This is a genomic window from Pseudomonas ogarae (genome assembly GCF_014268695.2).
Classification (GTDB): Bacteria; Pseudomonadota; Gammaproteobacteria; order Pseudomonadales; family Pseudomonadaceae; genus Aquipseudomonas; species Aquipseudomonas kilonensis.
Genome location: NZ_CP077086.1, coordinates 704,825 through 728,225 on the forward strand (window position 1 = coordinate 704,825; position 23,401 = coordinate 728,225).

The 23,401-nt window shown below is 62.2% G+C and carries 18 protein-coding genes; 10 read left to right on the forward strand and 8 right to left on the reverse strand.

The window, feature by feature from the left end; translation table 11 throughout:
• Positions 1-232 precede the first annotated feature (232 nt).
• The 7 genes from phaC to HU749_RS03075 all read right to left on the reverse strand — a co-directional run bounded on the left by phaC (position 233) and on the right by HU749_RS03075 (position 9,852).
• On the reverse strand, positions 233-1,912 hold the full coding sequence (gene phaC, locus HU749_RS03045; RefSeq protein WP_024619669.1) for a class II poly(R)-hydroxyalkanoic acid synthase: 1,680 nt from the start codon (positions 1,910-1,912) through the stop codon (positions 233-235).
• Between the two features lie 278 nt (positions 1,913-2,190).
• Positions 2,191-2,568 (reverse strand): gamma-butyrobetaine hydroxylase family protein, encoded by a 378-nt coding sequence (locus HU749_RS03050; protein ID WP_018606686.1) that lies wholly within the window; start codon positions 2,566-2,568, stop codon positions 2,191-2,193.
• 196 nt (positions 2,569-2,764) lie between these two features.
• The gene (gene hslU, locus HU749_RS03055) at positions 2,765-4,102 is read right to left on the reverse strand and encodes an ATP-dependent protease ATPase subunit HslU (protein ID WP_003196955.1); all 1,338 of its coding nucleotides are present in this window, start codon (positions 4,100-4,102) and stop codon (positions 2,765-2,767) included.
• Positions 4,103-4,158: 56 nt separating this feature from the next.
• Positions 4,159-4,689 carry an ATP-dependent protease subunit HslV gene (gene hslV / locus HU749_RS03060; protein WP_003196958.1) on the reverse strand — a complete coding sequence of 177 codons (531 nt, stop codon included), beginning with the start codon at positions 4,687-4,689 and terminating at the stop codon, positions 4,159-4,161.
• Between the two features lie 263 nt (positions 4,690-4,952).
• Complete coding sequence (locus HU749_RS03065; RefSeq protein ID WP_014336156.1) at positions 4,953-5,657, reverse strand: SPOR domain-containing protein; 705 nt, start codon at positions 5,655-5,657, stop codon at positions 4,953-4,955.
• A 1-nt stretch (position 5,658) separates the two neighbouring features.
• A complete protein-coding gene (gene argS, locus HU749_RS03070) occupies positions 5,659-7,395 on the reverse strand; it encodes an arginine--tRNA ligase (protein ID WP_046065069.1) in 1,737 nt (578 codons plus the stop codon).
• Positions 7,396-7,632: 237 nt separating this feature from the next.
• On the reverse strand, positions 7,633-9,852 hold the full coding sequence (locus HU749_RS03075; RefSeq protein WP_095962300.1) for a primosomal protein N': 2,220 nt from the start codon (positions 9,850-9,852) through the stop codon (positions 7,633-7,635).
• 289 nt (positions 9,853-10,141) lie between these two features.
• Between HU749_RS03075 and rpmE the strand changes: the two genes are divergently transcribed.
• Both rpmE and HU749_RS03085 read left to right on the forward strand, forming a co-directional pair.
• Positions 10,142-10,366 carry a 50S ribosomal protein L31 gene (rpmE, locus tag HU749_RS03080; RefSeq protein WP_014336159.1) on the forward strand — a complete coding sequence of 75 codons (225 nt, stop codon included), beginning with the start codon at positions 10,142-10,144 and terminating at the stop codon, positions 10,364-10,366.
• Between the two features lie 322 nt (positions 10,367-10,688).
• Positions 10,689-11,957, forward strand: a complete 1,269-nt coding sequence (locus HU749_RS03085; RefSeq protein ID WP_186651186.1) for a malic enzyme-like NAD(P)-binding protein — start codon at positions 10,689-10,691, stop codon at positions 11,955-11,957.
• A gap of 261 nt (positions 11,958-12,218) precedes the next feature.
• On the opposite strand, the gene HU749_RS03090 is transcribed toward HU749_RS03085, so the two are convergent.
• On the reverse strand, positions 12,219-14,663 hold the full coding sequence (locus HU749_RS03090) for a penicillin-binding protein 1A (RefSeq protein WP_437127838.1): 2,445 nt from the start codon (positions 14,661-14,663) through the stop codon (positions 12,219-12,221).
• Between the two features lie 208 nt (positions 14,664-14,871).
• Here HU749_RS03090 and HU749_RS03095 point away from each other — a divergent pair, with 208 nt between their 5' ends.
• The 8 genes from HU749_RS03095 to HU749_RS03130 all read left to right on the forward strand — a co-directional run bounded on the left by HU749_RS03095 (position 14,872) and on the right by HU749_RS03130 (position 23,116).
• Positions 14,872-15,936 (forward strand): pilus assembly protein PilM, encoded by a 1,065-nt coding sequence (locus tag HU749_RS03095; RefSeq protein ID WP_079301563.1) that lies wholly within the window; start codon positions 14,872-14,874, stop codon positions 15,934-15,936.
• Positions 15,936-16,502 carry a PilN domain-containing protein gene (locus HU749_RS03100; RefSeq protein ID WP_186651190.1) on the forward strand — a complete coding sequence of 189 codons (567 nt, stop codon included), beginning with the start codon at positions 15,936-15,938 and terminating at the stop codon, positions 16,500-16,502. The genes HU749_RS03095 and HU749_RS03100 overlap by 1 nt, the downstream gene beginning before the upstream one ends.
• Positions 16,499-17,122, forward strand: coding sequence for a type 4a pilus biogenesis protein PilO (pilO, locus tag HU749_RS03105; RefSeq protein WP_095962298.1), 624 nt, complete (start codon positions 16,499-16,501; stop codon positions 17,120-17,122). Before HU749_RS03100 ends, pilO begins: the two co-directional genes overlap by 4 nt.
• Positions 17,119-17,646, forward strand: a complete 528-nt coding sequence (locus tag HU749_RS03110) for a pilus assembly protein PilP (protein WP_024616290.1) — start codon at positions 17,119-17,121, stop codon at positions 17,644-17,646. The genes pilO and HU749_RS03110 overlap by 4 nt, the downstream gene beginning before the upstream one ends.
• A 13-nt stretch (positions 17,647-17,659) precedes the next feature.
• Positions 17,660-19,747 (forward strand): type IV pilus secretin PilQ, encoded by a 2,088-nt coding sequence (locus HU749_RS03115; protein ID WP_079301565.1) that lies wholly within the window; start codon positions 17,660-17,662, stop codon positions 19,745-19,747.
• Positions 19,748-19,751: 4 nt separating this feature from the next.
• Complete coding sequence (aroK, locus tag HU749_RS03120) at positions 19,752-20,270, forward strand: shikimate kinase AroK (RefSeq protein ID WP_003196983.1); 519 nt, start codon at positions 19,752-19,754, stop codon at positions 20,268-20,270.
• A 148-nt stretch (positions 20,271-20,418) separates the two neighbouring features.
• The gene (gene aroB, locus HU749_RS03125) at positions 20,419-21,519 is read left to right on the forward strand and encodes a 3-dehydroquinate synthase (protein WP_046065075.1); all 1,101 of its coding nucleotides are present in this window, start codon (positions 20,419-20,421) and stop codon (positions 21,517-21,519) included.
• Positions 21,520-21,529: 10 nt separating this feature from the next.
• Positions 21,530-23,116 carry an AAA family ATPase gene (locus tag HU749_RS03130; RefSeq protein WP_186651192.1) on the forward strand — a complete coding sequence of 529 codons (1,587 nt, stop codon included), beginning with the start codon at positions 21,530-21,532 and terminating at the stop codon, positions 23,114-23,116.
• Positions 23,117-23,401: the final 285 nt, after the last annotated feature.

Consider the following 23,401-nt stretch of genomic DNA (forward strand, 5'->3'; position numbering starts at 1 on the left):
TCTTTCATTTTTCCCCTATCCCCTGTGGGAGCGAGCTTGCTCGCGATTGCGATGTGTCAGCACATACAGGTGTTGAATGTGCCGCCGTCATCGCGAGCAAGCTCGCTCCCACATGGGATCTGCTGTGAACATGAGTTTTATGTTCGCCAGCGCTGTGGGCCTTGCATTCAGTGTCGGCTGGCGAGATGTATTCGTGAGCAAGCCCACTCCCGCAGCAGACGAGTTGCATCCATTACCGCTCATGCACATAAGTGCCGGGCGCCGCTTCACCGGCCGGGTAGGCCTTGTTGCCCAGCACGGTCGGGGCTTTCTTCAGTTTGCCCGAGCGCTCGGCCTGCCAGGCCTGCCAGTGCAGCCACCAGGAATCGGTGTGCTTGGTGGAGTTTTCCTGCCAGTCCTCGGCCTTGGCCGGCATGTCCTCGCTGGTCATGTAGCGCGACTTGGGGTTGCCTGGCGGGTTGAGGATGCTCTGGATATGGCCGCTGCTCGACAGCACGAACTCCACCTTGCCGCCAAACAACTGCGCCGACTTGTAGCAGGACTTCCACGGCGTGATGTGGTCGTTGGTGCCGGCCAGGGAGTAGATGTCGGCGGTGACCTGCTTGAGGTCGATGGGCGTGCCGCACACTTCCAGTGCATTGGGACGGATCAGTGGATTGTTCTTGAACATTTCGATGAGGTCGCCGTGGAACGCCGCCGGCAGCCGTGTGGTGTCGTTGTTCCAGAACAGGATGTCGAACACGGGCGGCTCGTTGCCCAACAGGTAGTTGTTGACCCAGTAGTTCCAGATCAGGTCGTTGGGGCGCATCCAGGCGAACACCTTGGCCATGTCGCGGCCTTCGAGTACACCGGCCTGGTAGGAGTGACGCTTGGCCGCCTCCAGGGTCTGTTCGTCGACGAACAGTGCCACGTCGGTGTCCAGGGTGGTGTCGAGCACACTCACCAGCAAGGTCAGGGCATTGACCTTTTTCTCGCCGAGGGCGGCGTAATGGCCCAGCAGCGCGGTGCAGGTGATGCCGCCCGAGCAGGCCCCGAGCATGTTTATGTCCTTGCTGCCGGTGATGGCCGTGACCACGTCCACCGCCTCCTTGAGCGCTTCGATGTAAGTCGACAGGCCCCACTCGCGCTGCTCCTTGGTGGGGTTGCGCCAACTGATGACGAAGGTCTGCACGTTGCTGCGCAGGCAGAAGCGCGCCAGGCTCTTGTCCGGGCTCAGGTCGAATACGTAGAACTTGTTGATCTGTGGCGGCACCACCAGCAGCGGTCGCTCGTGGACCTGCTCGGTGATGGGCCGGTAGTGGATCAGCTCCAGCACGTCGTTGCGAAACACCACGGCGCCTTCGGTCACGCCCAGGCTCTTGCCGACCTCGAACGCACCCATGTTGACCTGGCTCGGCATCCCGCCGTTGTGCACCAGATCCTTGGCCAGGTGGGACAGGCCGTCCAGCAGGCTCTTGCCGCCGGTTTCGAAGAAGCGCTTGACCGCCGCCGGGTTGGCCGCCGAGTTGGTCGGGGCCATGGCTTCGGTCATCAGGTTGATCACGAAATGCCCGCGGCTGATGTCCGCAGGCGAGAGGTTGCTGTCGTCGATCCAGGCGTGCAGCTCCTTGCGCCACGCCAGGTAGGTTTGCAGGTAGCGCTTGTAGAGCGGGTTCTGGCTCCACGCCGGGTCGGCGAAGCGACGGTCGTCGCCGGCCGGTTGCAGTTCGGATTTGCCGAACAGGACATTCTTGAGTTCGACGCCGAAATGGGCGACGTGCTTGACGCTGTGCAGCGGTTGCTTGATGGCCTGGGTCAGCACCATGCGGGCAGAGGCCAGCAGATCTTTTCTGCGCAAGCCGACGACGGGATTCAACCCCAGGGTATTTTCCGAGGCTTGATACTTCAGGTCATCGTTGTTCTTGTTGCTCATCTACGACGCTCCATTGTCCTTCAGACGAGTACCCGGATCGTGCCATGAAGCCACACAGCCGATACCAGATACGCTGCTCGGGTGACCATTAATTCCGCATCGAGGCCCAATGAGGAAACGTATGCCAGGAACTCGTCGGTTCCTTTGCAGGTAACTTGCCAGCTCCATTGGTTACCCGAGTTTAATTTTTTTCGCAAGCAGGCCAGTCATTGACGTTGCCGCGCGGGCATTCAAGCAGATGAGTCTAGAAAATTCGCCCTAAAGCGCCAGCCCTTGAGTTAGAGCATCAGCTTGACGACGGACTCGTTCGGATCGCGGGTTTTCCCGGCAGCCTTTAGTTCGCCAAGATAATCGTTCCACAAGTCTTCCTGACGCACCGCCAACTGATAGAGATAGTCCCACGTGAACAGTCCGCTGTCGTGGCCGTCGTCGAAGGTCAGTTTCAGTGCGTACTGGCCGGCCGGTTCGACCTTGGTCAGGGCAACGTTGAGCTTGCCGTATTGCAGGATAGGTTTGCCGTGGCCCTGGACCTCGGCGGAAGGCGAGTGTACCCGCAGGAACTCGGCGGGCAGGTGATACTCCTCGTCCGGCGCGTATTTGAGCGTCAGGGTCCTGGAGGCTTTGTGCAGGTTGATGGCGGTGGGGAGTTTGGTCATGGGATCGTCAGTCTCTTGAAGCCTTGCGTGAACAATATGTGGCGAGGGAGCTTGCTCCCGCTGGAGGGCGAAGCCCTCCCAAAAAGACTAGCGACCATCCGCCTGATAAGCGGCGGCCTCGGGTTTTTGGGGCCGCTTCGCGGCCCAGCGGGAGCAAGCTCCCTCGCCACAGAAGCTCGCTCACACTGGGTGTGGCTTACAGGATATACCGCGACAGGTCTTCGTTCTGCGCCAGCTCACCCAGGTGGCTGTTGACGTACTCGGCGTCGATGAGGATCGGCGCTTCGTTGTGGGCGCTCGCCAGATCACCAGCGCTGAACGAGACTTCCTCGAGCAGGCGTTCGAGCAGCGTGTGCAGGCGACGGGCACCGATGTTCTCGGTCTTCTCGTTGACCTGCCAGGCGATCTGGGCCAGGCGCTTGATGCCTTCTGGCGTGAACTCGATGTTCAGGCCTTCGGTCTTGAGCAGCGCGCAATACTGTTCGGTCAGGGACGCGTGGGGCTCGCTGAGGATGCGTTCGAAGTCTTCCGGCGTCAGCGCCTTGAGTTCGACACGGATCGGCAGGCGACCCTGCAGCTCCGGCACCAGGTCGCTCGGCTTGCTCAGGTGGAACGCGCCGGAAGCGATGAACAGGATGTGGTCGGTCTTGACCATGCCCAGCTTGGTGTTGACCGTGCAGCCCTCGATCAGCGGCAGCAGGTCGCGTTGTACACCTTCGCGGGACACATCGGCACCGCCGACATTGCCGCGCTTGGCGACCTTGTCGATTTCGTCGATGAACACAATGCCATGCTGCTCGACCGCCTCCAGCGCCTTGGCCTTCAACTCTTCTTCGTTGACCAGGCGGCCGGCTTCCTCATCGCGCACCAGTTTCAGGGCTTCCTTGACCTTGAGCTTGCGGTTTTTCTTCTTGCCCTTGCCCATGTTGGCGAACAGGCTCTGCAACTGGTTGGTCATCTCTTCCATGCCGGGCGGCGCGGAAATATCGACGCCGGCCATTTCGGCCACTTCGATCTCGATTTCCTTGTCGTCCAGCTGGCCTTCGCGCAGGCGCTTGCGGAACAGCTGGCGGGTGTTGGAGTCCTGGGTCGCGGCGGCGTCGGCGTTGAAGCCCATGCGCGCCGGTGGCAGCAGGGCGTCGAGGATGCGCTCTTCGGCGGCGTCCTCGGCGCGGTGGCGGACCTTGGTGATTTCCTGTTCGCGCAGCAGCTTGATGGCGGCATCGGCCAGATCACGGATGATCGACTCGACGTCGCGACCGACATAGCCGACTTCGGTGAACTTGGTGGCTTCGACCTTGATGAACGGCGCGTTGGCGAGTTTGGCCAGGCGACGGGCGATTTCGGTTTTACCGACACCGGTCGGGCCGATCATCAGGATGTTCTTGGGGGTCACTTCGACGCGCAGTTCTTCGGGCAGTTGCATCCGGCGCCAGCGGTTACGCAGGGCGATGGCGACGGCGCGCTTGGCATCGTCCTGGCCGATGATATGGCGGTTGAGTTCGTGGACGATTTCGCGGGGAGTCATGGACATAATAATGGGTGGTCCTCAAGCAAGAATGGGCCGTGGCGTGGGTCGCCTGGACAGGCTTATTCCGCGAGGTCCTGCTCCTCAATGGTCTGGGTGTGGTTGGTGAAGACACAGATGTCGCCGGCAATGCCCAAGGCAGTCTCGACGATCTCACGGGCCGACAGGTCGGTTTTTTTCAGCAGGGCGCTGGCCGCAGCCTGGGCGTAGGCTCCGCCGGAACCCATGGCGATCAGGCCGTCTTCGGGCTCAACGACGTCGCCGTTGCCAGTGATGATCAGCGAGGCGTCCTTGTTGGCGACCGCGAGCATGGCTTCGAGGCGGCTCAGGGAGCGGTCGGTACGCCATTCCTTGGCCAGTTCCACGGCGGCACGGACCAGGTGGCCCTGGTGTTTCTCAAGCTGGCCTTCGAAACGTTCGAACAAGGTGAAGGCGTCGGCAGTGGCCCCGGCGAAACCGGCGATGACTTCGCCGTGATACAGGCGGCGGACTTTCTTCGCGTTGCCTTTCATCACGGTGTTGCCCAGTGAAACCTGGCCGTCGCCGCCCATGACGACTTTGCCATGACGGCGGACTGAAACGATGGTGGTCAAGGGAGAGTCTCCACGCAGCGGGGCGAAAATGCCCGGATGGAACTCATATGGGGGTGGCGCGGGTTTTTTCAACTGCGGGGTGGGGGAGGGGACGAGTGGTGTCTGGCTGTTTTGACAGAGAGCTTTTCTGTGGCGAGGGAGCTTGCTCCCGCTGGAGCGCGCAGCGGTCCCAAGCTTTTGGGGCTGCTACGCAGCCCAGCGGGAGCAAGCTCCCTCGCCACCAAAGACCGTCGCCACCACTCAGTACCGCAGGGATGCGGAGATCAGCGGCTCTGGCGTTGTTGTAACAACAGGTTGCTGAAACCGCTGCCAGCCAGTTGCTTCTGGGCCTTGGTCAGTTCCTCGCGGTTGCTGAATGGCCCGACCAGTACCCGGTACCAGGTTTCGTCCTTCACGGTGCCGGACTCCACCGACACGGACTGGCCCAGCAGAATGATCTGCGCCCGGACCTTGTCGGCGTCGGCTTCCTTGCGGAACGAACCGGCCTGGAGGAAGAACTTCGTCACCGGCGCGGCTTTCTGCACCGGTGGGGCCGGTGGCGGCGTGATGCCGGCCAAGGCCGCCTGGGCGCGAGCGGTGTCGATTTTCGCCGCTTCGGCCGGGGTCACCGGCGTGGTGGGCACCTGAGGCACTTGCGGCGTCGGCAGGGTTTTCTCCGGCACGGCCTCGGGCGGCACGATGACTTCCGATTCCGGCAGCAAGGTGTAGAAGTCGTACTTCGGCTTCACCGGTTGCGTCGGGCTCGGCGGGGTCTTGTTCGCCTCGGCGATCCGCGTGGCTTTCTGCTGTTCTTGTCGGACGCGCTTGACGTCATCGCCCTGGCCCGGCTCCAGCTTCATCAGGAACACAATGAACGCGCCGACGGTCAGGCCGATGGCCATCCACAACCAGCCCGGAATCGGTTTTTTGGCTGGAGGCTGGTAACGACTGGCGCCGCGCTTGGGTGCAGGTTTTTTCTTGGCGGCCAACTTACATGCGCTCCAGGGTTTCCAGGCCCAGCAGTTCCAGGCCTTGCTTGAGCGTACGCCCGGTCAGCGCGGCGAGGCGTAGGCGGCTCTGCATTTGCTCTGGGGTTTGCGCGTTGAGGATCGGGCAGTTCTCGTAGAAGCTGGAGAACAGGCCGGCGACATCGTACAGGTAGGCGCACAGGGTGTGCGGTGTGCCCTTGTCGGCGACGTTATTCAGTACCTCGCCGAACTGCGCCAGCTTCGCCGCCAGCTCCTGTTCATGAGGGGCCTCGAGCACAATCTGGCCGTCCACTTCATTGAAGCTTTTGCCGAGCTTGCGGAACACCCCCGCCACGCGGGTGTAGGCGTACAGCAGATACGGCGCGGTGTTGCCTTCGAAATTGAGCATCAGGTCGAAGTTGAAGCTGTAGTCGCTGGTGCGGTGCTTGGACAGGTCGGCGTATTTCACCGCGTCGATGCCCACGACCTTGGCGATCTTGCGCAGTTCGTCTTCGGCCAGCTCGGGGTTCTTGCCCTTGACCAGGGTGTAGGCGCGGTCCTGGGCTTCGGTCAGCAGGTCGATCAGCTTCACCGTGCCGCCATCGCGGGTCTTGAACGGGCGGCCGTCGGCGCCGTTCATGGTGCCGAAGCCCATGTGTTCCATTTCCATCGGATGGGTCACGAAACCGGCCAGGCGTGCGACTTCGAACACTTGCTGGAAGTGCAGGGCCTGGCGCTGGTCGACGAAGTACAGCACGCGATCGGCCTTGAGCACGCCGTTGCGGTAGCGCACGGCCGCCAGGTCGGTGGTGGCGTAGAGGTAGCCACCGTCGGCCTTGACGATGATCACCGGCAGCGGCTCGCCATCGGCGGTCTTGAACTGGTCGAGGAACACGCACTGGGCGCCGTTGCTTTCCACCAGCATGCCCTTGGCCTTGAGGTCGTTGACCACGTTGATCAGGTCGTCGTTATAGGCGCTTTCGCCCATCACGTCGGCCATGGTCAATTTGACGTTCAGCAGCTCGTAGATTTTCTGGCAGTGGGACAGGGAGATGTCCTTGAACTTGCTCCACAGCGCCAGGCACTCGGCATCGCCGGCCTGCAGCTTGACCACCAGGCCCCGGGCGCGGTCGGCGAACTCGGGCGACTCGTCGAAGCGTTGCTTGGCGGCGCGGTAGAAGTTCTCCAGGTCCGACAGCTCGTCACTGGTGATCGGGTTTTCCTGCAGGTAGGCCATCAGCATGCCGAACTGGGTGCCCCAGTCGCCAACGTGGTTCTGGCGGATCACCGTGTCGCCGAGAAACTCCAGGACCCGGGCCACGCCGTCGCCGATGATGGTCGAGCGCAGGTGCCCGACGTGCATTTCCTTGGCCAGGTTGGGGGCCGAGAGGTCGACCACGGTGCGCTGCAACGGGCCGGCCTTGCGCACGCCAATGCGTTCGTCGGCCAGGGCCGCATCCAGGCGCGCAGCCAGGGCCTGGGTGTTCTGGAAGAAATTGATGAACCCGGGCCCGGCGATGTCCGCCTTGCTGACGTTCTCGTCGGCCGGCAGCGCATTGATGATTTTCTCCGCCAGGTCCCGTGGCTTCATGCCAGCTGGCTTGGCGAGCATCATCGCGATGTTGCTGGCGAAATCGCCGTGGGTCTTGTCGCGGGTGTTTTCGACCTGAATCGCCGGCGACAGGCCTTCTGGCAGCACACCTTCAGTGACGAGTTGGGCGATGGCTTGCTGGATGAGCTGGCGAATGGTGTCTTTCATGGTCTTCTCTTTCAACCGCAGGCGCGGCGGCGCTTCGATGCGCTGGTGGAAAAACTGGGCATTATCCGTGGCGAAGACGGGCTTGCCAACTGTAGCGGGTCGGTTGGGGATGTGTGGTGACTATTCTTGGTGACCTGGATGTACACAATCCCCTGTGGGAGCGAGCTTGCTCGCGATGGCGGCGGGTCAGCTTGCATTGATGTTGAATGCCAGACCGCTATCGCGAGCAAGGGGTTGCTAATACAAATCCACTGGATCCACATCCAGCGACCAGCGCACCGCCCGCCCGCTGGGCATCTGTTCCAGCACCAGCAGCCAGGCGCTCAGCAGTCGATGCAGCGGTGCCCGGGCATTAGCCTGTAATAAAAGCTGCGCGCGATAGCGCCCGGCCCGCCGTTCCATCGGTGCTGGCACCGGGCCCAGGAGTTCGATGCCGGTGAGATTCTGCTCCGCCAGCAAGCGCTCTGCCTCGCTGCAGGCCTCATCGAGAAAACCTTCGGCCTGCCCCGGCTTGTGGGCTTCGGCCCGCAACAGCGCCAGGTGGGCAAAAGGCGGCAGGCCGGCGCTGCGGCGTTCGCTCAAGGCCTGTTCGGCGAAGGCGAAATAACCTTGTTCGGTCAGTTGGATCAACAGCGGATGATCGGCCAGGTGGGTCTGGATGATCACCTTGCCCGGCTCCTCGGCCCGCCCGGCCCGGCCTGCGACCTGGACGATCAACTGCGCCATGCGCTCGCTGGCGCGGAAATCACCGGAAAACAGTCCGCCATCGGCGTCGAGGATCGACACCAGCGTGACCCGTGGGAAGTGGTGCCCCTTGGCGAGCATCTGCGTGCCCACCAGGATGCACGGCTGGCCCTTCTGGATCGTGGCGAACAACTGGTTCATCGCGTCCTTGCGCGAGGTGCTGTCGCGATCCACCCGCAGTACCGGGTAATCGGGGAACAGGATGCCCAGCCGTTCTTCGGCACGCTCAGTGCCGGCACCGACCGGGCGCAAGTCCACTTTGCCGCACTGCGGGCAATGCCTTGGCACGCGCTCGACGTGACCGCAATGGTGGCAACGCAGCTCGCCATGGCGTTGGTGCACGGTCATCCGTGCGTCGCAGCGCTCGCAGCCGGACATCCAGCCGCAGTCGTGGCACAGCAGGGTCGGGGCAAAACCGCGGCGATTGAGGAACACCAGGACCTGTTGCCCGGCGGCCAGGGTCTGGCCGATGGCTTGCTGCATTGGCCCGGAAATGCCGCTGTCCAGCGGGCGACTTTTCACGTCCAGGCGCAGGAAGCGCGGTTGCTTGGCGCCGCCGGCCCGCTCATTGAGGCGCAGCAGGCCGTAGCGGCCAGTGTAGGCGTTGTGCAGGCTTTCCAGCGATGGCGTGGCGGAGCCGAGGACGATCGGAATGTTTTCCTGGCGGGCGCGCACCAGCGCCAGGTCGCGGGCGTGGTAGCGCAGGCCTTCCTGCTGTTTATAAGAGCCGTCGTGTTCTTCGTCGATGATGATCAGGCCAGGGTTCTTCATCGGTGTGAACAGGGCCGAACGGGTGCCGATGATGATATCGGCCTCGCCGTCACGGGCGGCGAGCCAGGCCTCCAGGCGTTCGCGGTCGTTGACCGCCGAATGCACCAGGGCGATCCGGGCGTTGAAGCGCTGTTCGAAGCGCGCCAGGGTTTGCGGGCCGAGGTTGATTTCCGGAATCAGCACCAGGGCCTGCTTGCCGGCCTCCAGGGTCTGGCGGATCAGTTGCAGGTAGACCTCGGTCTTGCCGCTGCCAGTGACACCGGCCAGCAGAAAGGCGTGATAGCTGTCGAGACCTGCGCGAATCGCTTCGCAAGCAGCCCGCTGTTCGGCGTTGAGCGGCAGTTCCGGCTGGGCCAGCCAATGTTCATGGCGGACACCGGGGGCGTGCCTGCGCACTTCCACCTGCACCAGGTCCTTGGCCAGCAGCAGATCGAGACTGTCCTTGCTGAGCATCAGTTTGCTCAGCAATTGATGCGCCACGCCGTGGGGATGCTGGGCCAGGGTCGTCAAGGCCTCACGCTGGCGCGGGGCACGGGCGATGCGCGGGTCGTCCAGCGAGGCGCCAGGGGCCACCGACCAGAAACGCTCCTGGCGCGCCTCGGCCGGTTCGCCCTGGCGCAGCAGCACCGGCAGCGCCCAGCTCAGGGTGTCGCCGAGGCTGTGCTGGTAATACTGGGAGGTCCAAAGGCACAACTTGAACAGCGAGGCGGGCAGCGGTGGCGTGGCATCGAGCAGGGCCAGGGCCGGTTTGAGCTTGTCGACCGGAACCTCGCTGTGGTCGGTGACCTCCACCAGGATGCCGATCATCTCCCGTCGGCCAAACGGCACCCGCAGACGCATGCCCGGCTGCAACTGGGCGCGCAGGACCCCGGCCGGGGCGCGGTAGTCGAACAGGCGGCGCAGGGGCGAAGGCAAGGCGAGGCGCAGGATGGCGTCGGGCACGCGGGGGATCTCGATAGGCGGACAAGTTCGCAAGGCTGAGCACGATTCAATGTGGGAGCGAGCTTGCTCGCGATGGCTGCGGCACAGCCAGTATCACTGCAACTGACCCACCGCTATCGCGAGCAAGCTCGCTCCCACAGGGATTGTGCTTGAGGCCGGGAGCCTAGCAGACGGTTGGTACAAGTCATAGCTTGCGTGATTGATGTTGTCTGGTAGAATCCGCGGCCTAATTACGTGCGGTATTCAACAATAGTGTTGGATGGCGGCACGCTAGCCTGAGGAAAACAGCATGAAAACCGATATCCATCCGGAATACCCAGCAATTGCCGTAACCTGCAGCTGCGGCAACAAGTTCGAAACGCGTTCGACCTACGGCAAAGCCTTGGCGATCGACGTTTGCAACGAATGCCACCCGTTCTACACCGGTAAGCAAAAGACTCTGGATACCGGCGGCCGTGTTCAGAAGTTCGCCGATCGTTTCGGTGCTTTCGGCAAGGTTACTCCAAAAGCCTGAGGCTGATCATTCTGGAGGGTCGTCTCGACTGCTCCAGATTGATAAAGAAGGCGTCCCTTGTGGACGCCTTTTTTGTGTCTGCGATAAATCGAGGTATCGGGTTTCGTCGCGTTCAATGGGCGGCGCGCGATGTCTCGACGAAAAATTGTAGACATTTTTCTATCTGATTGTATGCATATAGGCCTTGTGTTTCGCGGCCCTTGGCCCAAAGTCGTAGGGCTGGGCGCTTGACAGTAGTGACTGGTCAGTCTTGTGGGGACTTTACGAGGCGCGTATCCTCGGCGGTCCGTCTGTCCAACACAGTAAAAAGCGGAATGCCCACATGTCTGATCTGAAAACTGCCGCTCTCGAATATCACGCTCATCCTCGTCCAGGAAAGCTGAGTGTCGAGCTCACCAAGGCCACCGCTACTGCTCGCGACTTGTCGCTGGCCTACAGCCCCGGCGTAGCCGAACCAGTCCGCGAAATCGCTCGCGACCCTGAACTGGCCTACAGATACACCGGTAAAGGCAACCTGGTTGCAGTCATTTCCGATGGCACCGCGATTCTCGGCCTGGGTAACCTCGGCCCATTGGCTTCCAAGCCGGTCATGGAAGGCAAGGGTGTGCTGTTCAAGCGCTTCGCCGGTATCGACGTATTCGACATCGAAGTCGACTCCGAGAGCCCGCAAGCCTTCATCGACACCGTCAAGCGCATCTCCATCACCTTCGGTGGCATCAACCTGGAAGACATCAAGGCACCTGAGTGCTTCGAGATCGAGCGCGCCCTGATCGAACAGTGCGACATTCCGGTATTCCACGATGACCAGCACGGCACCGCGATCGTTACCGCGGCCGGCATGATCAACGCCCTGGAAATCGCCGGCAAGACCCTGCCGGAAGCCAAGATCGTCTGCCTCGGCGCCGGCGCTGCGGCCATCTCCTGCATGAAGTTGCTGGTGAGCATGGGCGCCAAGATCGAAAACATCTTCATGGTCGACCGTACCGGTGTGATCCACTCTGGCCGTGACGACCTGAACCAGTACAAGGCTGTGTTCGCCCATGCGACCGAGAAGCGCTCCCTGGCCGACGCGCTGGACGGTGCCGACGTGTTCGTCGGCCTGTCGGGCCCGAACCTGCTGAGCGCGGAAAACCTGCTGCGCATGGCGCCGAACCCAATCGTGTTCGCGTGCTCGAACCCGGATCCGGAAATCTCCCCGGAACTGGCTCACGCGACCCGTAACGACGTGATCATGGCCACCGGCCGTTCGGACTACCCGAACCAGGTCAACAACGTACTGGGCTTCCCGTTCATCTTCCGTGGTGCCCTGGACGTTCGCGCCAAGCGCATCAACGAAGAAATGAAAGTCGCGGCCGCCAACGCCCTGCGCGAACTGGCCAAGCTGCCAGTGCCTCAGGAAGTGTGCGACGCCTACGGCGGCATCAAGCTGGAATTCGGTCGTGAGTACATCATTCCGAAACCAATGGACGCCCGCCTGATCACCTTGATCTCCGATGCCGTGGCCAAGGCCGCCATCGAGACTGGCGTGGCCACCCTGCCGTATCCGAAGAACTACCCGCTCAAGAGCGTGGATGACGTGTTCAACGGCTAAGTCGTTGTAGCGCTTCAACGAAAAGCCCCGGCTCCTGTGAGTCGGGGCTTTTTATTTCGATAGGAACAACCCTTCAAGAAAACCACAGAGCCCGTGGCGAGGGAGCTTGCTCCCGCTGGGCTGCGCAGCAGCCCCAAAAGAGGCGGTCGCTGCGCAACCGAGCGGGAGCAAGCTCCCTCGCCACGGGTTATCTACACAATGTCCGATTGAAAAAAGCCCCGCACTTCTTCCGAAGGCGGGGCTTTTTTTGGGGGGGGGCGGTCAGAACAGATCGATCGGCGCCGCTTCGTCCGCCGGCAGCGGGCTGCCCGGTGCCACGCCGTTGCCCAGTTCGTTGACCGACGGTGGCGTGTCTTCGCTCTTGAACAGTTCGAAGTACGCACCCGGGGTGCCTGGCGTGGCGGCGCGGCCACTGACCGGGTCGACCCGCAGGCTGAGGATGCCTTCCGGTTCCGGCTGGGTGTGCGGCGGCTTGTCCTTGAGGGCGGCGCCCATGTAGCTCATCCAGATCGGCAGCGCCACGGTGCCGCCGAACTCGCGGCGACCCAGGCTTTCGGGCTGGTCGAAACCGGTCCAGACGGTGGTTATGTAATCGGCGTTGTAGCCGGAGAACCAGGCGTCCTTGGATTCGTTGGTGGTACCGGTCTTGCCCGCCAGGTCGGTGCGGCCCAGGGCCAGGGCGCGGCGGCCAGTGCCGAGCTTGATCACGTCCTGCAGCATGCTGTTGAGAATGTAGGTGGTTCGGCCATCGACAATGCGTTCCGCGATGGCAGGCGCTTGGGGCAGGCCAGGGGGCGTGGTCGCTTCGCCCGGTGTCGCATTGACCGTGAACGTCTCGGTGGACGGTGCGGCGACGCCATCGCTGGCCTGCTCACCCGTGGGAACGCGTGGCGGGTTGGCGACGAACAACGTTTCACCGTTGCGGCTTTCAATCTTGTCGATGATGTACGGGGTGATCTTGTACCCGCCGTTGGCGAATGCGCTCCAGCCCGTGGCGATCTCCATCGGCGTCAAGGTCGCGGTGCCCAGGGCCAGGGACAGGTTGCGCGGCAGGTCCTGCTTGTTGAAGCCGAACTTGCTGATGTAGTCGATGGTGCGATCCACGCCCAATGCCTGCAGCAGGCGGATCGAGACCAGGTTGCGGGATTTGTACAGTGCCTCGCGCAGGCGAATTGGGCCGAGGAACGTATTGGTGTCGTTCTTCGGTCGCCAGACCTTGTCCAGGTACTCATCGACGAACACGATTGGTGCATCGTTGACCAGGCTGGCGGCGGTGTAGCCGTTATCCAGGGCGGCGCTGTAGACGAACGGCTTGAAGCTCGAGCCCGGCTGGCGCTTGGCCTGCAGTGCCCGGTTGTAGTTGCTTTGCTCGAAGGCGAAGCCGCCCACCAGGGAACGGATGGCACCGTCCTGCGGGTCGAGGGACACCAGTGCACCTTGGGCGGCCGGGATCTGGCTGAACTTCAGGGTGTTGTCCGCCTGGCGCTGGACGCGGATCAGGTCGCCGACCTGGGCGACGTCCGACGGCTGCCGTGGGTTGGCACCCATGCTGTTGGTATTGAGGAACGGGCGGGCCCATTTCATGGTGTCCCAGGCCACGTGTTCTTCCTGTTCGGCGTTGCGGGTCAGCACCTTGATGCCGTCCTTGTCCACCGACGTGACGATCGCCGGCTCCAGGCTGCTGATGGTGCGCTGCTTGGTCAGCTCCAGTGCCCAGGCTTCCTTGGTCTTGCCTGGCAGGCGCGATTCAGGGCCGCGGTAGCCGTGGCGCTGGTCGTAGGTCATCAGGCCTTCGTGCAGGGCGGTGTTGGCCATTTCCTGCAAGTTGCTCGGCACCGTGGTGGTCACGCGGAAACCTTCGGTATAAGCATCGCTGCCATAGCGCCCGACCATCTCGGCACGGGCCATTTCGGCGATGTACGGGGCGTTCACTTCCGGGGTCGGTACGTGATAGCTGGCGTTCAGCGGCTCATTGATCGCGGTGGTGTAATCGGCCTCGCTGATCTTGCCGAGCTTGTACATACGCCCCAGGATCCAGTCGCGACGCTCCTTGCTGCGCGCCGGATTGGCCAGCGGGTTGAAGCGTGACGGTGCCTTGGGCAGGCCGGCGATCATCGCCATCTGCGCCAGGCTCACATCGCGGATCGACTTGCCGTAATACACCTGCGCCGCCGCCTCGATGCCGTAGGCACGGTTGCCCAGGTAAATCTTGTTCACGTACAGCTCGAGGATTTCATCCTTGGTCAGCTGCCGCTCGATCTGCAGGGCCAGGAGGATCTCGGTGGTCTTGCGCGAGAAGCTGCGCTCGCTGGTCAGGAAGAAGTTCTTGGCCACCTGCATGGTGATGGTGCTGCCGCCGGACTGGATGTGCCCGCTCTTGACCAACTGGCTGGCGGCGCGCATCAGGCTGCCTGGATCGACGCCATAGTGATTGGCGAAGTTATCGTCTTCAGCACTTAGTAACGCATTGATGAAATTAGGGGGAATGTCGGCGAAACGGATGGGTGTGCGGCGCATTTCGCCAAATTCGGCAATCAACTTGTTGTCGCTGCTGTACACCCGCAGGGGAATCTGCAACTGAATACTTCTCAGCGCCTCCACGGACGGCAATCCCGGACTAAGGTAAAGAAAGGCACCGCTCAGGCCCAAGAGCAGTCCGCAGAAAACGGCGACGATGGACCATCCGAAAAATTTCAGCAGACGAATCAAGGCTTTTGGATATCCAGGCAAAGAATGAAAAAGGCGCCAGGTGCAGGGATGGACCCGTGCTTGCAACAAAGCGAAAAAAAACGCTGGGCATTATAAGCATTTTTTTTCATCGGGAATGCCATCCGGGCATCCGTCGGACGGCCGTGATTGAACGCAATGCATATTAGAGAGTCCGTAACTCACGGATAGTCATAGGGAATTGGTAGTGCTACGACTCTTCAATAAAAAAGCCCATGCGCTTCTGGGGATCGACATCAGTTCGACGTCGGTGAAGCTGCTCGAGTTGAGCCGCCAGGGTGAACGCTACCGCGTCGAGTCCTACGCGGTCGAACCGTTGCCAGCCAACGCCGTGGTCGAGAAGAACATCGCCGAGCTCGAAGGGGTGGGCCAGGCGTTGTCGCGTCTGTTGGCCAAGGCCAGGACGCCCTTGCGTAGCGTGGCGGTGGCCGTGGCAGGCTCGGCGGTGATCACCAAGACCATCGAGATGGACGCCGGGCTGTCCGACGATGACATGGAAAACCAGCTCAAGATCGAGGCCGATCAGTACATTCCCTATCCCCTGGATGAGGTGGCCATTGATTTCGAAGTGGTGGGTGTTTCTCCACGTAGTACCGAGCGCGTCGAAGTGCTGCTGGCGGCGTGCCGCAAGGAAAACGTCGAGGTCCGCGAGGCCGCGTTGGCGCTCGCCGGGCTGACGGCCCGGGTGGTCGATGTGGAAGCTTATGCGCTGGAGCGCGCGTTCGGCCTGCTCGCCACGCAACTGGCTGCCTCCCAGGAACGGCTGACCGTGGCGGTTGTCGACATCGGCGCCACCATGACCACCCTCAGCGTGCTGCACAACGGGCGCATCATCTATACCCGCGAACAATTGTTCGGCGGCCGCCAGCTGACCGAGGAAATTCAGCGCCGCTATGGCCTGACACCCGAGCAGGCCGGCTTGGCAAAGAAGCAGGGTGGCCTGCCCGACGATTATCTCGGCGAAGTGCTGCAACCTTTTCGCGAGGCCCTGGTACAGCAGGTGTCGCGCTCCCTGCAATTCTTTTTCGCCTCGGGCCAGTACAGTGCGGTGGACCACATTCTGCTGGCCGGGGGCACGGCTTCGGTCGCCGGCCTGGATCGGTTGATCGAGCAGCGCCTGGGCACGCCGACCCAGGTGGCTAACCCGTTTACCAACATGGCCCTGAGCAGCAAGGTCAATGCCGGCGCCCTGGCCGGTGATGCGCCGGCACTGATGATTGCCTGTGGGCTGGCCCTCAGGAGTTTCGACTGATGGCGCGGATCAACCTGCTCCCCTGGCGCGAAGAGCTGCGTGAAGAACGGCGCAAACGCTTTTTGCTGGCCTTGGTGGGGGCACTGGTCGGTGCGGTCGGTGTAGTCCTGGTTGCGGTCCGGTACATTGACAGCGCCATCGACCAACAGGTTGCTCGCAATAGCCATCTCTCAGGGCAGATCGCCGTGCTGGACGAGCGCATCAAGCAGATCAGCGAATTGAAAGCCCGGCGCCAGCAATTGCTGGAACGCATGCGCATCATCCAGGACTTGCAAGGTAACCGACCGGTCAGTGGGCGCATCTTCGACCAGTTGGTGCGGACCTTGCCGGACGGGGTGTATTTCACCGAAGTGAAGATGGAAGAGCGGACGCTCTCGATCAAGGGGGCTGCGGAGTCGAACAACCGGGTCTCGGACTTGATGCGCAACCTGGACTCGTCGGACCTGTTCGGCACGCCCAGTCTGACGGAGGTCAAGGCTACCACCGCAGGGCAGCTCGACCAGGCCAACGTTTTCCAACTGACGGTTCGCCAGACCCGCCCGGCCGATGTGGAGGACGTCCAATGAAGCCGGGGGAGTGGTTCGACGCACTGCGCAAGATCGATATCAGTGACCTGGACACCAACAACATCGGTTCCTGGCCGGCGCCGATCAAATGGCTGGCCGGGGTCCTGCTGGTGGTCCTGGTGCTGGGGCTGGGCTATAACTTTGCCTTGAGTGACCTGGAGAACCAGTTGCAGCAGGTGCGCGAGGAAGAAAACACCCTCAAGGCGCAATTCGCGGGCAAGGCCCACATGGCCGCGAACCTGGAGCGCTACACCGAGCAGATGAAGCAGATGGAAACGTCTTTTGGTGTGCTGTTGCGGCAATTGCCCAGCGATACCGAAGTGCCGGGCCTGCTGGAGGACATTACTCGCACCGGCCTGGGCAGTGGCCTGGAGTTCGAGGAAATCAAGCTGCTGCCGGAGGTCACCCAGCCGTTCTACATCGAGTTGCCGATCCAGATCACCGTCACCGGCGGCTACCACGACCTGGCGACGTTCGTCAGTGGGGTGGCGGGTCTGCCCCGGATTGTCACGCTGCACGATTTCGAGATCGCACCAATGGAGCCCGAGGCAGGCGCGAAACTGCGCATGAGCATCCAGGCCAAGACCTACCGGTACAACGAGCAGGAGGCGCAACCATGAGGCCGGTGTGTCGCATCTGCCTGCTGGCAGGCCTGGTCACGCTGGCGGGCTGCGGGAACGACAACGGTTTCAGCGACCTGGATGCCTACATGAATGAAGTGCGCCTGCGGCCGCCCGGCAAGATCGAGCCGACGCCGACGTTCAGGCCCTACGAAACCTTTACCTACAGTGCCGCCAACCTGCGCAGCCCGTTTTCCCGGCAGGTCCGCGTGGACCAGGCCGAGCGTCAGCGGGGCTCGCGCAACGTCCGGCCCGACCCCAACCGAGTCAAGCAGTACCTGGAAGGCTTCAACATCGAGCAGTTTGAAATGGTCGGTACGATCTCCAACGTCAGTGGCTCCTTCGCGCTCCTGCGGGGCGCGGGCGGGGTGCATCGGCTCAAGGTCGGTGACTATCTGGGGCGCAACGACGGGCGGATCGTCAACATCAGTGCCACCCAGGTCGATGTGGTCGAAATCGTTCCCGATGGCGAGGGTGCCTGGCTGGAGCGACCACGGACCATTCCTTTGAAAGAGCATTCATAGTGGAACTCGAACAATGAACAGGTTTTTTTCAGCCCTCGGTATTTCGCTATGGATAGCGCTGTTGTCGCCGATGGTTCATGGGGCCAGTCTGAAGACGCTGGATGTGGCGGCGTTGCCGGGGGACCGTGTCGAGTTGAAGCTCACCTTCGATGGGCCGCCGCCGACACCCCGGGGCTACACCACCGAACAACCGGCGCGGATTGCACTGGACCTGCCGGGCGTGACCAATCAACTTTCCAGCAAGCGCCGCGACCTGGGCGGGGGCAATGCACGCAGCGCCACCGTGGTCGAGGCTGGGGATCGCACCCGGTTGATCATCGGCCTTACCCAACTGGCGCCGTATGACACCCGGGTCGAAGGGAATAACCTGTTCGTGGTGGTTGGCAAGGGCTCCGCCCCAAAGAGCGCTGCCCCGAAGAACTCCGCCCAGACCCAGCGCCCGGCGGTTGCCAGCGCTGCGCCGGCGAGGGCCAGTGCGCCGGTGGGCAAGGCGATCCGTGGGGTGGACTTCCAGCGCGGGACCCAGGGCGAAGGCAACGTGGTGATCGATCTGTCTGATCCGTCCATCGCCCCGGACATCCAGGAGCGCGAAGGCAAGATCATCCTCAATTTTGCCAGGACCCAGTTGCCAGAGCCGCTGCGGGTGCGCCTGGACGTCAAGGACTTCGCCACCCCGGTGCAATTCGTCAATGCCAGCGCCGGCAGCGACCGGGCGACCATCAGTATCGAACCCAGCGGCACCTTCGACTACTCGACCTACCAGACCGACAACAAGCTCACGGTCAGCGTCCGGCCCATGACCGTCGACGACCTGCAGAAACGCAACGCCGACCGCGCGGCCTACAGTGGCGAGAAGCTCTCACTCAACTTCCAGGACATCGAGGTGCGTTCGGTCCTGCAACTGATTGCCGATTTTACCAACCTGAACCTCGTGGCCAGCGACACGGTGCAGGGCGGCATCACCCTGCGGCTGCAGAATGTGCCTTGGGACCAGGCGCTTGACCTGGTACTCAAGACCAAGGGGTTGGACAAGCGCAAGGTTGGCAACGTGCTGTTGGTGGCTCCGGCCGATGAAATTGCCGCCCGTGAGCGCCAGGAGCTGGAGTCGCAGAAGCAGATTGCCGACCTGGCGCCGCTGCGGCGTGAGCTGTTGCAGGTCAATTATGCGAAGGCGGCGGACATCGCCAAGCTCTTCCAGTCGGTGACCAGTGCCGAGGCAAAAGCCGATGAGCGCGGCACGATCACGGTCGATGAGCGAACCAACAACATCATTGCCTACCAGACCCAGGACCGCCTCGACGAACTGCGCCGGATCGTGGCGCAGCTGGATATTCCGGTGCGCCAGGTGATGATCGAGGCGCGGATTGTCGAGGCTAACGTCGACTACGACAAAAGCCTGGGCGTGCGCTGGGGCGGTTCGATTCAAAACAAAGGTAACTGGAGCTCCTCGGGGGTCACCACGGGCGACTCCACCACCATCGGCACGCCGGGCAGCACCAGCACCAACCAGCCGTTCGTCGACCTGGGCGCCTCGGGCAATACCTCGGGCATCGGCATTGCCTTCATTACCGACAACGTGTTGCTGGACCTTGAGCTGACGGCCATGGAGAAAACCGGCAACGGGGAAATCGTCTCCCAGCCCAAGGTAGTGACGTCCGACAAGGAGACGGCAAAGATCCTCAAGGGCACGGAAATCCCTTATCAGGAAGCCAGTTCCAGCGGTGCTACGTCGGTGTCGTTCAAGGAGGCTTCGCTGTCGCTGGAGGTGACCCCGCAGATCACTCCAGACAACCGGATCATCATGGAGGTCAAGGTCACCAAGGATGAGCCGGACTACCTGAACAAGGTGAATGATGTACCGCCGATCAAGAAAAACGAGGTCAATGCCAAGGTCCTGGTCAATGATGGCGAGACCATTGTGATTGGTGGGGTTTTCTCAAATACTCAGAGCAAGGTTGTAGATAAGGTGCCATTTCTTGGCGATGTGCCGTATCTTGGCCGCCTTTTCCGGCGTGATGTGGTTTCGGATAGCAAATCCGAGCTGCTGGTGTTCCTCACTCCGCGTATCATGAATAACCAGGCGATTGCTGTGAGTCGTTGATTCTGTGCGAAATTTGATTCTTGTTGGGCCGATGGGCGCTGGAAAAAGCACCATCGGCCGTTTGCTGGCCAAAGAGCTGCGCCTGCCGTTCAAAGATTCCGACAAGGAAATTGAATTGCGCACGGGCGCCAATATCCCATGGATTTTCGACAAGGAAGGCGAACCGGGCTTTCGTGACCGTGAGCAGGCGATGATCGCCGAGCTGTGCGCGTTCGATGGCGTGGTGCTTGCCACCGGTGGCGGCGCGGTGATGCGCGAAGCCAATCGTCGGGCGCTGCATGCCGGTGGACGAGTGGTCTATCTGCATGCTTCTGTCGAGCAGCAGGTCGGTCGCACCGCCCGGGATCGCAACCGCCCGCTGTTGCGCACCGCCGACCCGGCCAAGACCCTTCGAGACCTGCTGGAGCTGCGTGACCCGTTGTATCGGGAGATCGCCGACCTGGTGGTGGAAACCGACGAGCGGCCGCCGCGAATGGTGGTGCTGGATATTCTCGATCGCCTTCAGCAACTGCCTCCCCGTTAATGCGCTTGGCGAAATGCGCTATCCTCGACGTCCCGTCATGGCCCGCCTGGGGCGTGGCGGATGGCCATTAACTGGTATCAAAACAAGCACCGTGGACTTTCGTTAATTGCAGGCAGGACGCCTGATTCCATCTTCACTGTGGGGACACATGCAGACACTTAAGGTCGACCTGGGCGAGCGCAGCTACCCGATTCATATTGGCGAAGGCTTGCTGGACCAGCCCGAACTGCTGGCACCGCATATCGCTGGGCGGCAAGTGGCGATCATTTCCAATGAAACCGTCGCCCCCCTGTATCTGGAACGTCTGACCCGCAGCCTGTCGGCCTTCTCGGTCATTTCCGTGGTATTGCCCGACGGCGAAGCCTTCAAGAACTGGGAAACCTTGCAACTTATTTTCGACGGCCTGCTGACCGCGCGCCACGATCGCCGCACCACGGTGGTTGCCCTGGGTGGCGGCGTGATCGGCGACATGGCCGGTTTTGCAGCCGCTTGCTATCAGCGCGGCGTCGATTTCATCCAGATCCCCACCACGCTGCTGTCGCAGGTCGACTCGTCGGTGGGCGGCAAGACCGGGATCAACCATCCGCTGGGCAAGAACATGGTCGGGGCTTTCTATCAGCCCAATGTGGTGTTGATCGACACCGCGACCCTCAATACCTTGCCGGCCCGCGAACTGTCTGCGGGGCTGGCGGAAGTCATCAAGTACGGGCTGATCTGCGACGAGCCATTCCTGGGCTGGCTCGAGGAGAACGTCGACCGCCTGCGTGCGCTGGATCAAGCGGCCCTGACCTACGCCATCGAGCGCTCCTGCGCCGCCAAGGCTGCCGTGGTCGGTGCCGATGAGCGTGAGTCAGGGGTGCGCGCCACCCTCAACCTGGGTCACACCTTTGGCCACGCCATCGAGACCCACATGGGCTATGGTGTCTGGCTGCACGGTGAAGCGGTTGCGGCCGGTACGGTCATGGCCCTGGAGATGTCTGCGCGCCTGGGCTGGATCAGCGAACAGGAGCGTGATCGCGGTATTCGTCTGTTCCAGCGCGCCGGGCTGCCGGTGGTTCCGCCCGAGGAAATGAGCGAGGCGGATTTTCTTGAACACATGGCAATCGACAAAAAAGTGATCGACGGTCGTCTGCGCCTGGTGCTGCTGCGCCACATGGGCGAAGCGGTGGTGACCGACGATTATCCGAAAGAAGTTCTACAGGCCACGCTGGGAGCGGACTACCGCGCCCTGGCTCAGCTTAAAGGTTAATAAGATTCCGATGACTAGTTTGCATGCCGACGAGGCTTTCCTCGGCCATTTCCAATTGAGTCATGACCCTTTCGCACCGCGGGTCCCGGGCTTCAAGTTCTTCCCTGCCCAGCGCAAACCAGTACTGGGCCAGTTGCATCACCTGGCGCGCTACAGCCAGTTGCTGCTGGTGGTCACCGGTCCCCAGGGCAGCGGCAAGACCTTGCTGCGCCAGGCCCTGGTGGCCAGCACCAACAAGCAGTCCGTGCAAAGCGTGGTGGTGTCGGCCCGTGGCGCTGGCGATGCCGCCGGTGTATTGCGTCAGGTGGCCCAGGCGCTGAACGTCGCCCAGGCCGAAATCGGTGCAATTCTCGATCAGATCGTGCAACTGGCGCTGACCGGGCAGGAAGTCTATCTGCTGGTGGACGATGCCGAGCAGCTCGACGAGTCGGCTCTTGAGGCCCTGCTGGCCCTGGCAGCCGGTGCGCCGGAGGGTCGTCCTCATGTGTTCCTGTTTGGTGAGTCGTCGCTGATCGCCGACCTGGACCAATTGAGCCTTGAGGAAGAGCGCTTCCACGTCATCGAGCTGGCGCCCTACACCGAGGAAGAAACGCGTGAATACCTGGCCCAGCGTCTTGAGGGTGCGGGCCGGGGTATCGAACTTTTTACCGCCGATCAGATCTCTGAGATTCACGAAAGCTCCGACGGTTGGCCTGGCAACATCAACCAGGTCGCCCGCGATGCTCTGATCGAAGTCATGATTGCCAGCCGCTCAGCGGTGAAGCGTCCAAGTATGGGGTTCAACATGCCGAAGAAACACGTATTGGCAATTTCCGCCGTCGTCGTGGTCGCGGTTGCCGCCGCCTGGCTGATGCCGGGTCGCACCAAGGCACCCACCACGGGTGCCCCTGCCAACGAACAGGCGCAACTGCCCCTCGGCCAAGGGACGCCGCAACCCAACGGTGGTGCGCCGGCCGTGGAATTCGCCGGCAACACCCAGCCGATGCCGTTGCCGCTGGTCGGCCAGTCGCAGCCAGTGATGCGCGGCCCGCTGGCCGAAGCGGCCGGTGGCATCACCGAAGGCGACGACGGTGCAGCGCCACCGATCGACGACAGCAGCGACGTGCCGCCAACCGTGACCACCACCGCACCGCCTGTGGGCGTGCCGGCTGGTCCCGCACCGACGCCAACGCCTGCCCCGGCCGCCAAGCCGACCCCAGCGCCCACCCAGGTGGCCACCGCCAAGCCAGCCCCGGTTCCAGCGCCCGCTGCCAAGCCCGCGGCGCCAGCACCTGCCGCCAAGCCTGCTGCTGCCCCGGCCAAGGCCGCAGGCGGCAGCTGGTACGCCGGCCAGGCACCGGGTAACTACGTGGTGCAGATCCTCGGCACCAGCTCCGAAGCCACGGCACAGAACTTCGTCAAGGAGCAGGGCGGCGAGTACCGCTATTTCAAGAAAGTGCTCAATGGCAAGCCGCTGTATGTCATCACCTACGGCAGCTTTGCCAACCGTGATGCAGCCGTTTCCGCCATCAAGGCCTTGCCAGCGAAGGTTCAGGCTGGTAAACCTTGGCCTCGCACTGTCGCCAGCGTCCAACAGGAACTGGCAGCAACTCGCTGAAGATTCGGCGGCCTTACCCAGGCCGCCTCTCCCGGCAACCTCAAAATTTCCGCAGGGGCGGGCGACCTTTCAGGCCGCGCGCCTTGTGGTGTCTGCGTCACAGTAGCGTTTGAGTCGTAGCGGTCGAACCCAAAAAAGTTTTGACTAGCACAGCATATAGCTTTAAACCTTTCACAAATGCGACATGGATTTGCGACAGTTCGTCGTCAAATTTGTGAGCCTCTGTGTCGGTGTGTACAATGACCTCCCTTTTGCCCCCGCAAAGCTGGCGTACGTTCGGCGCGG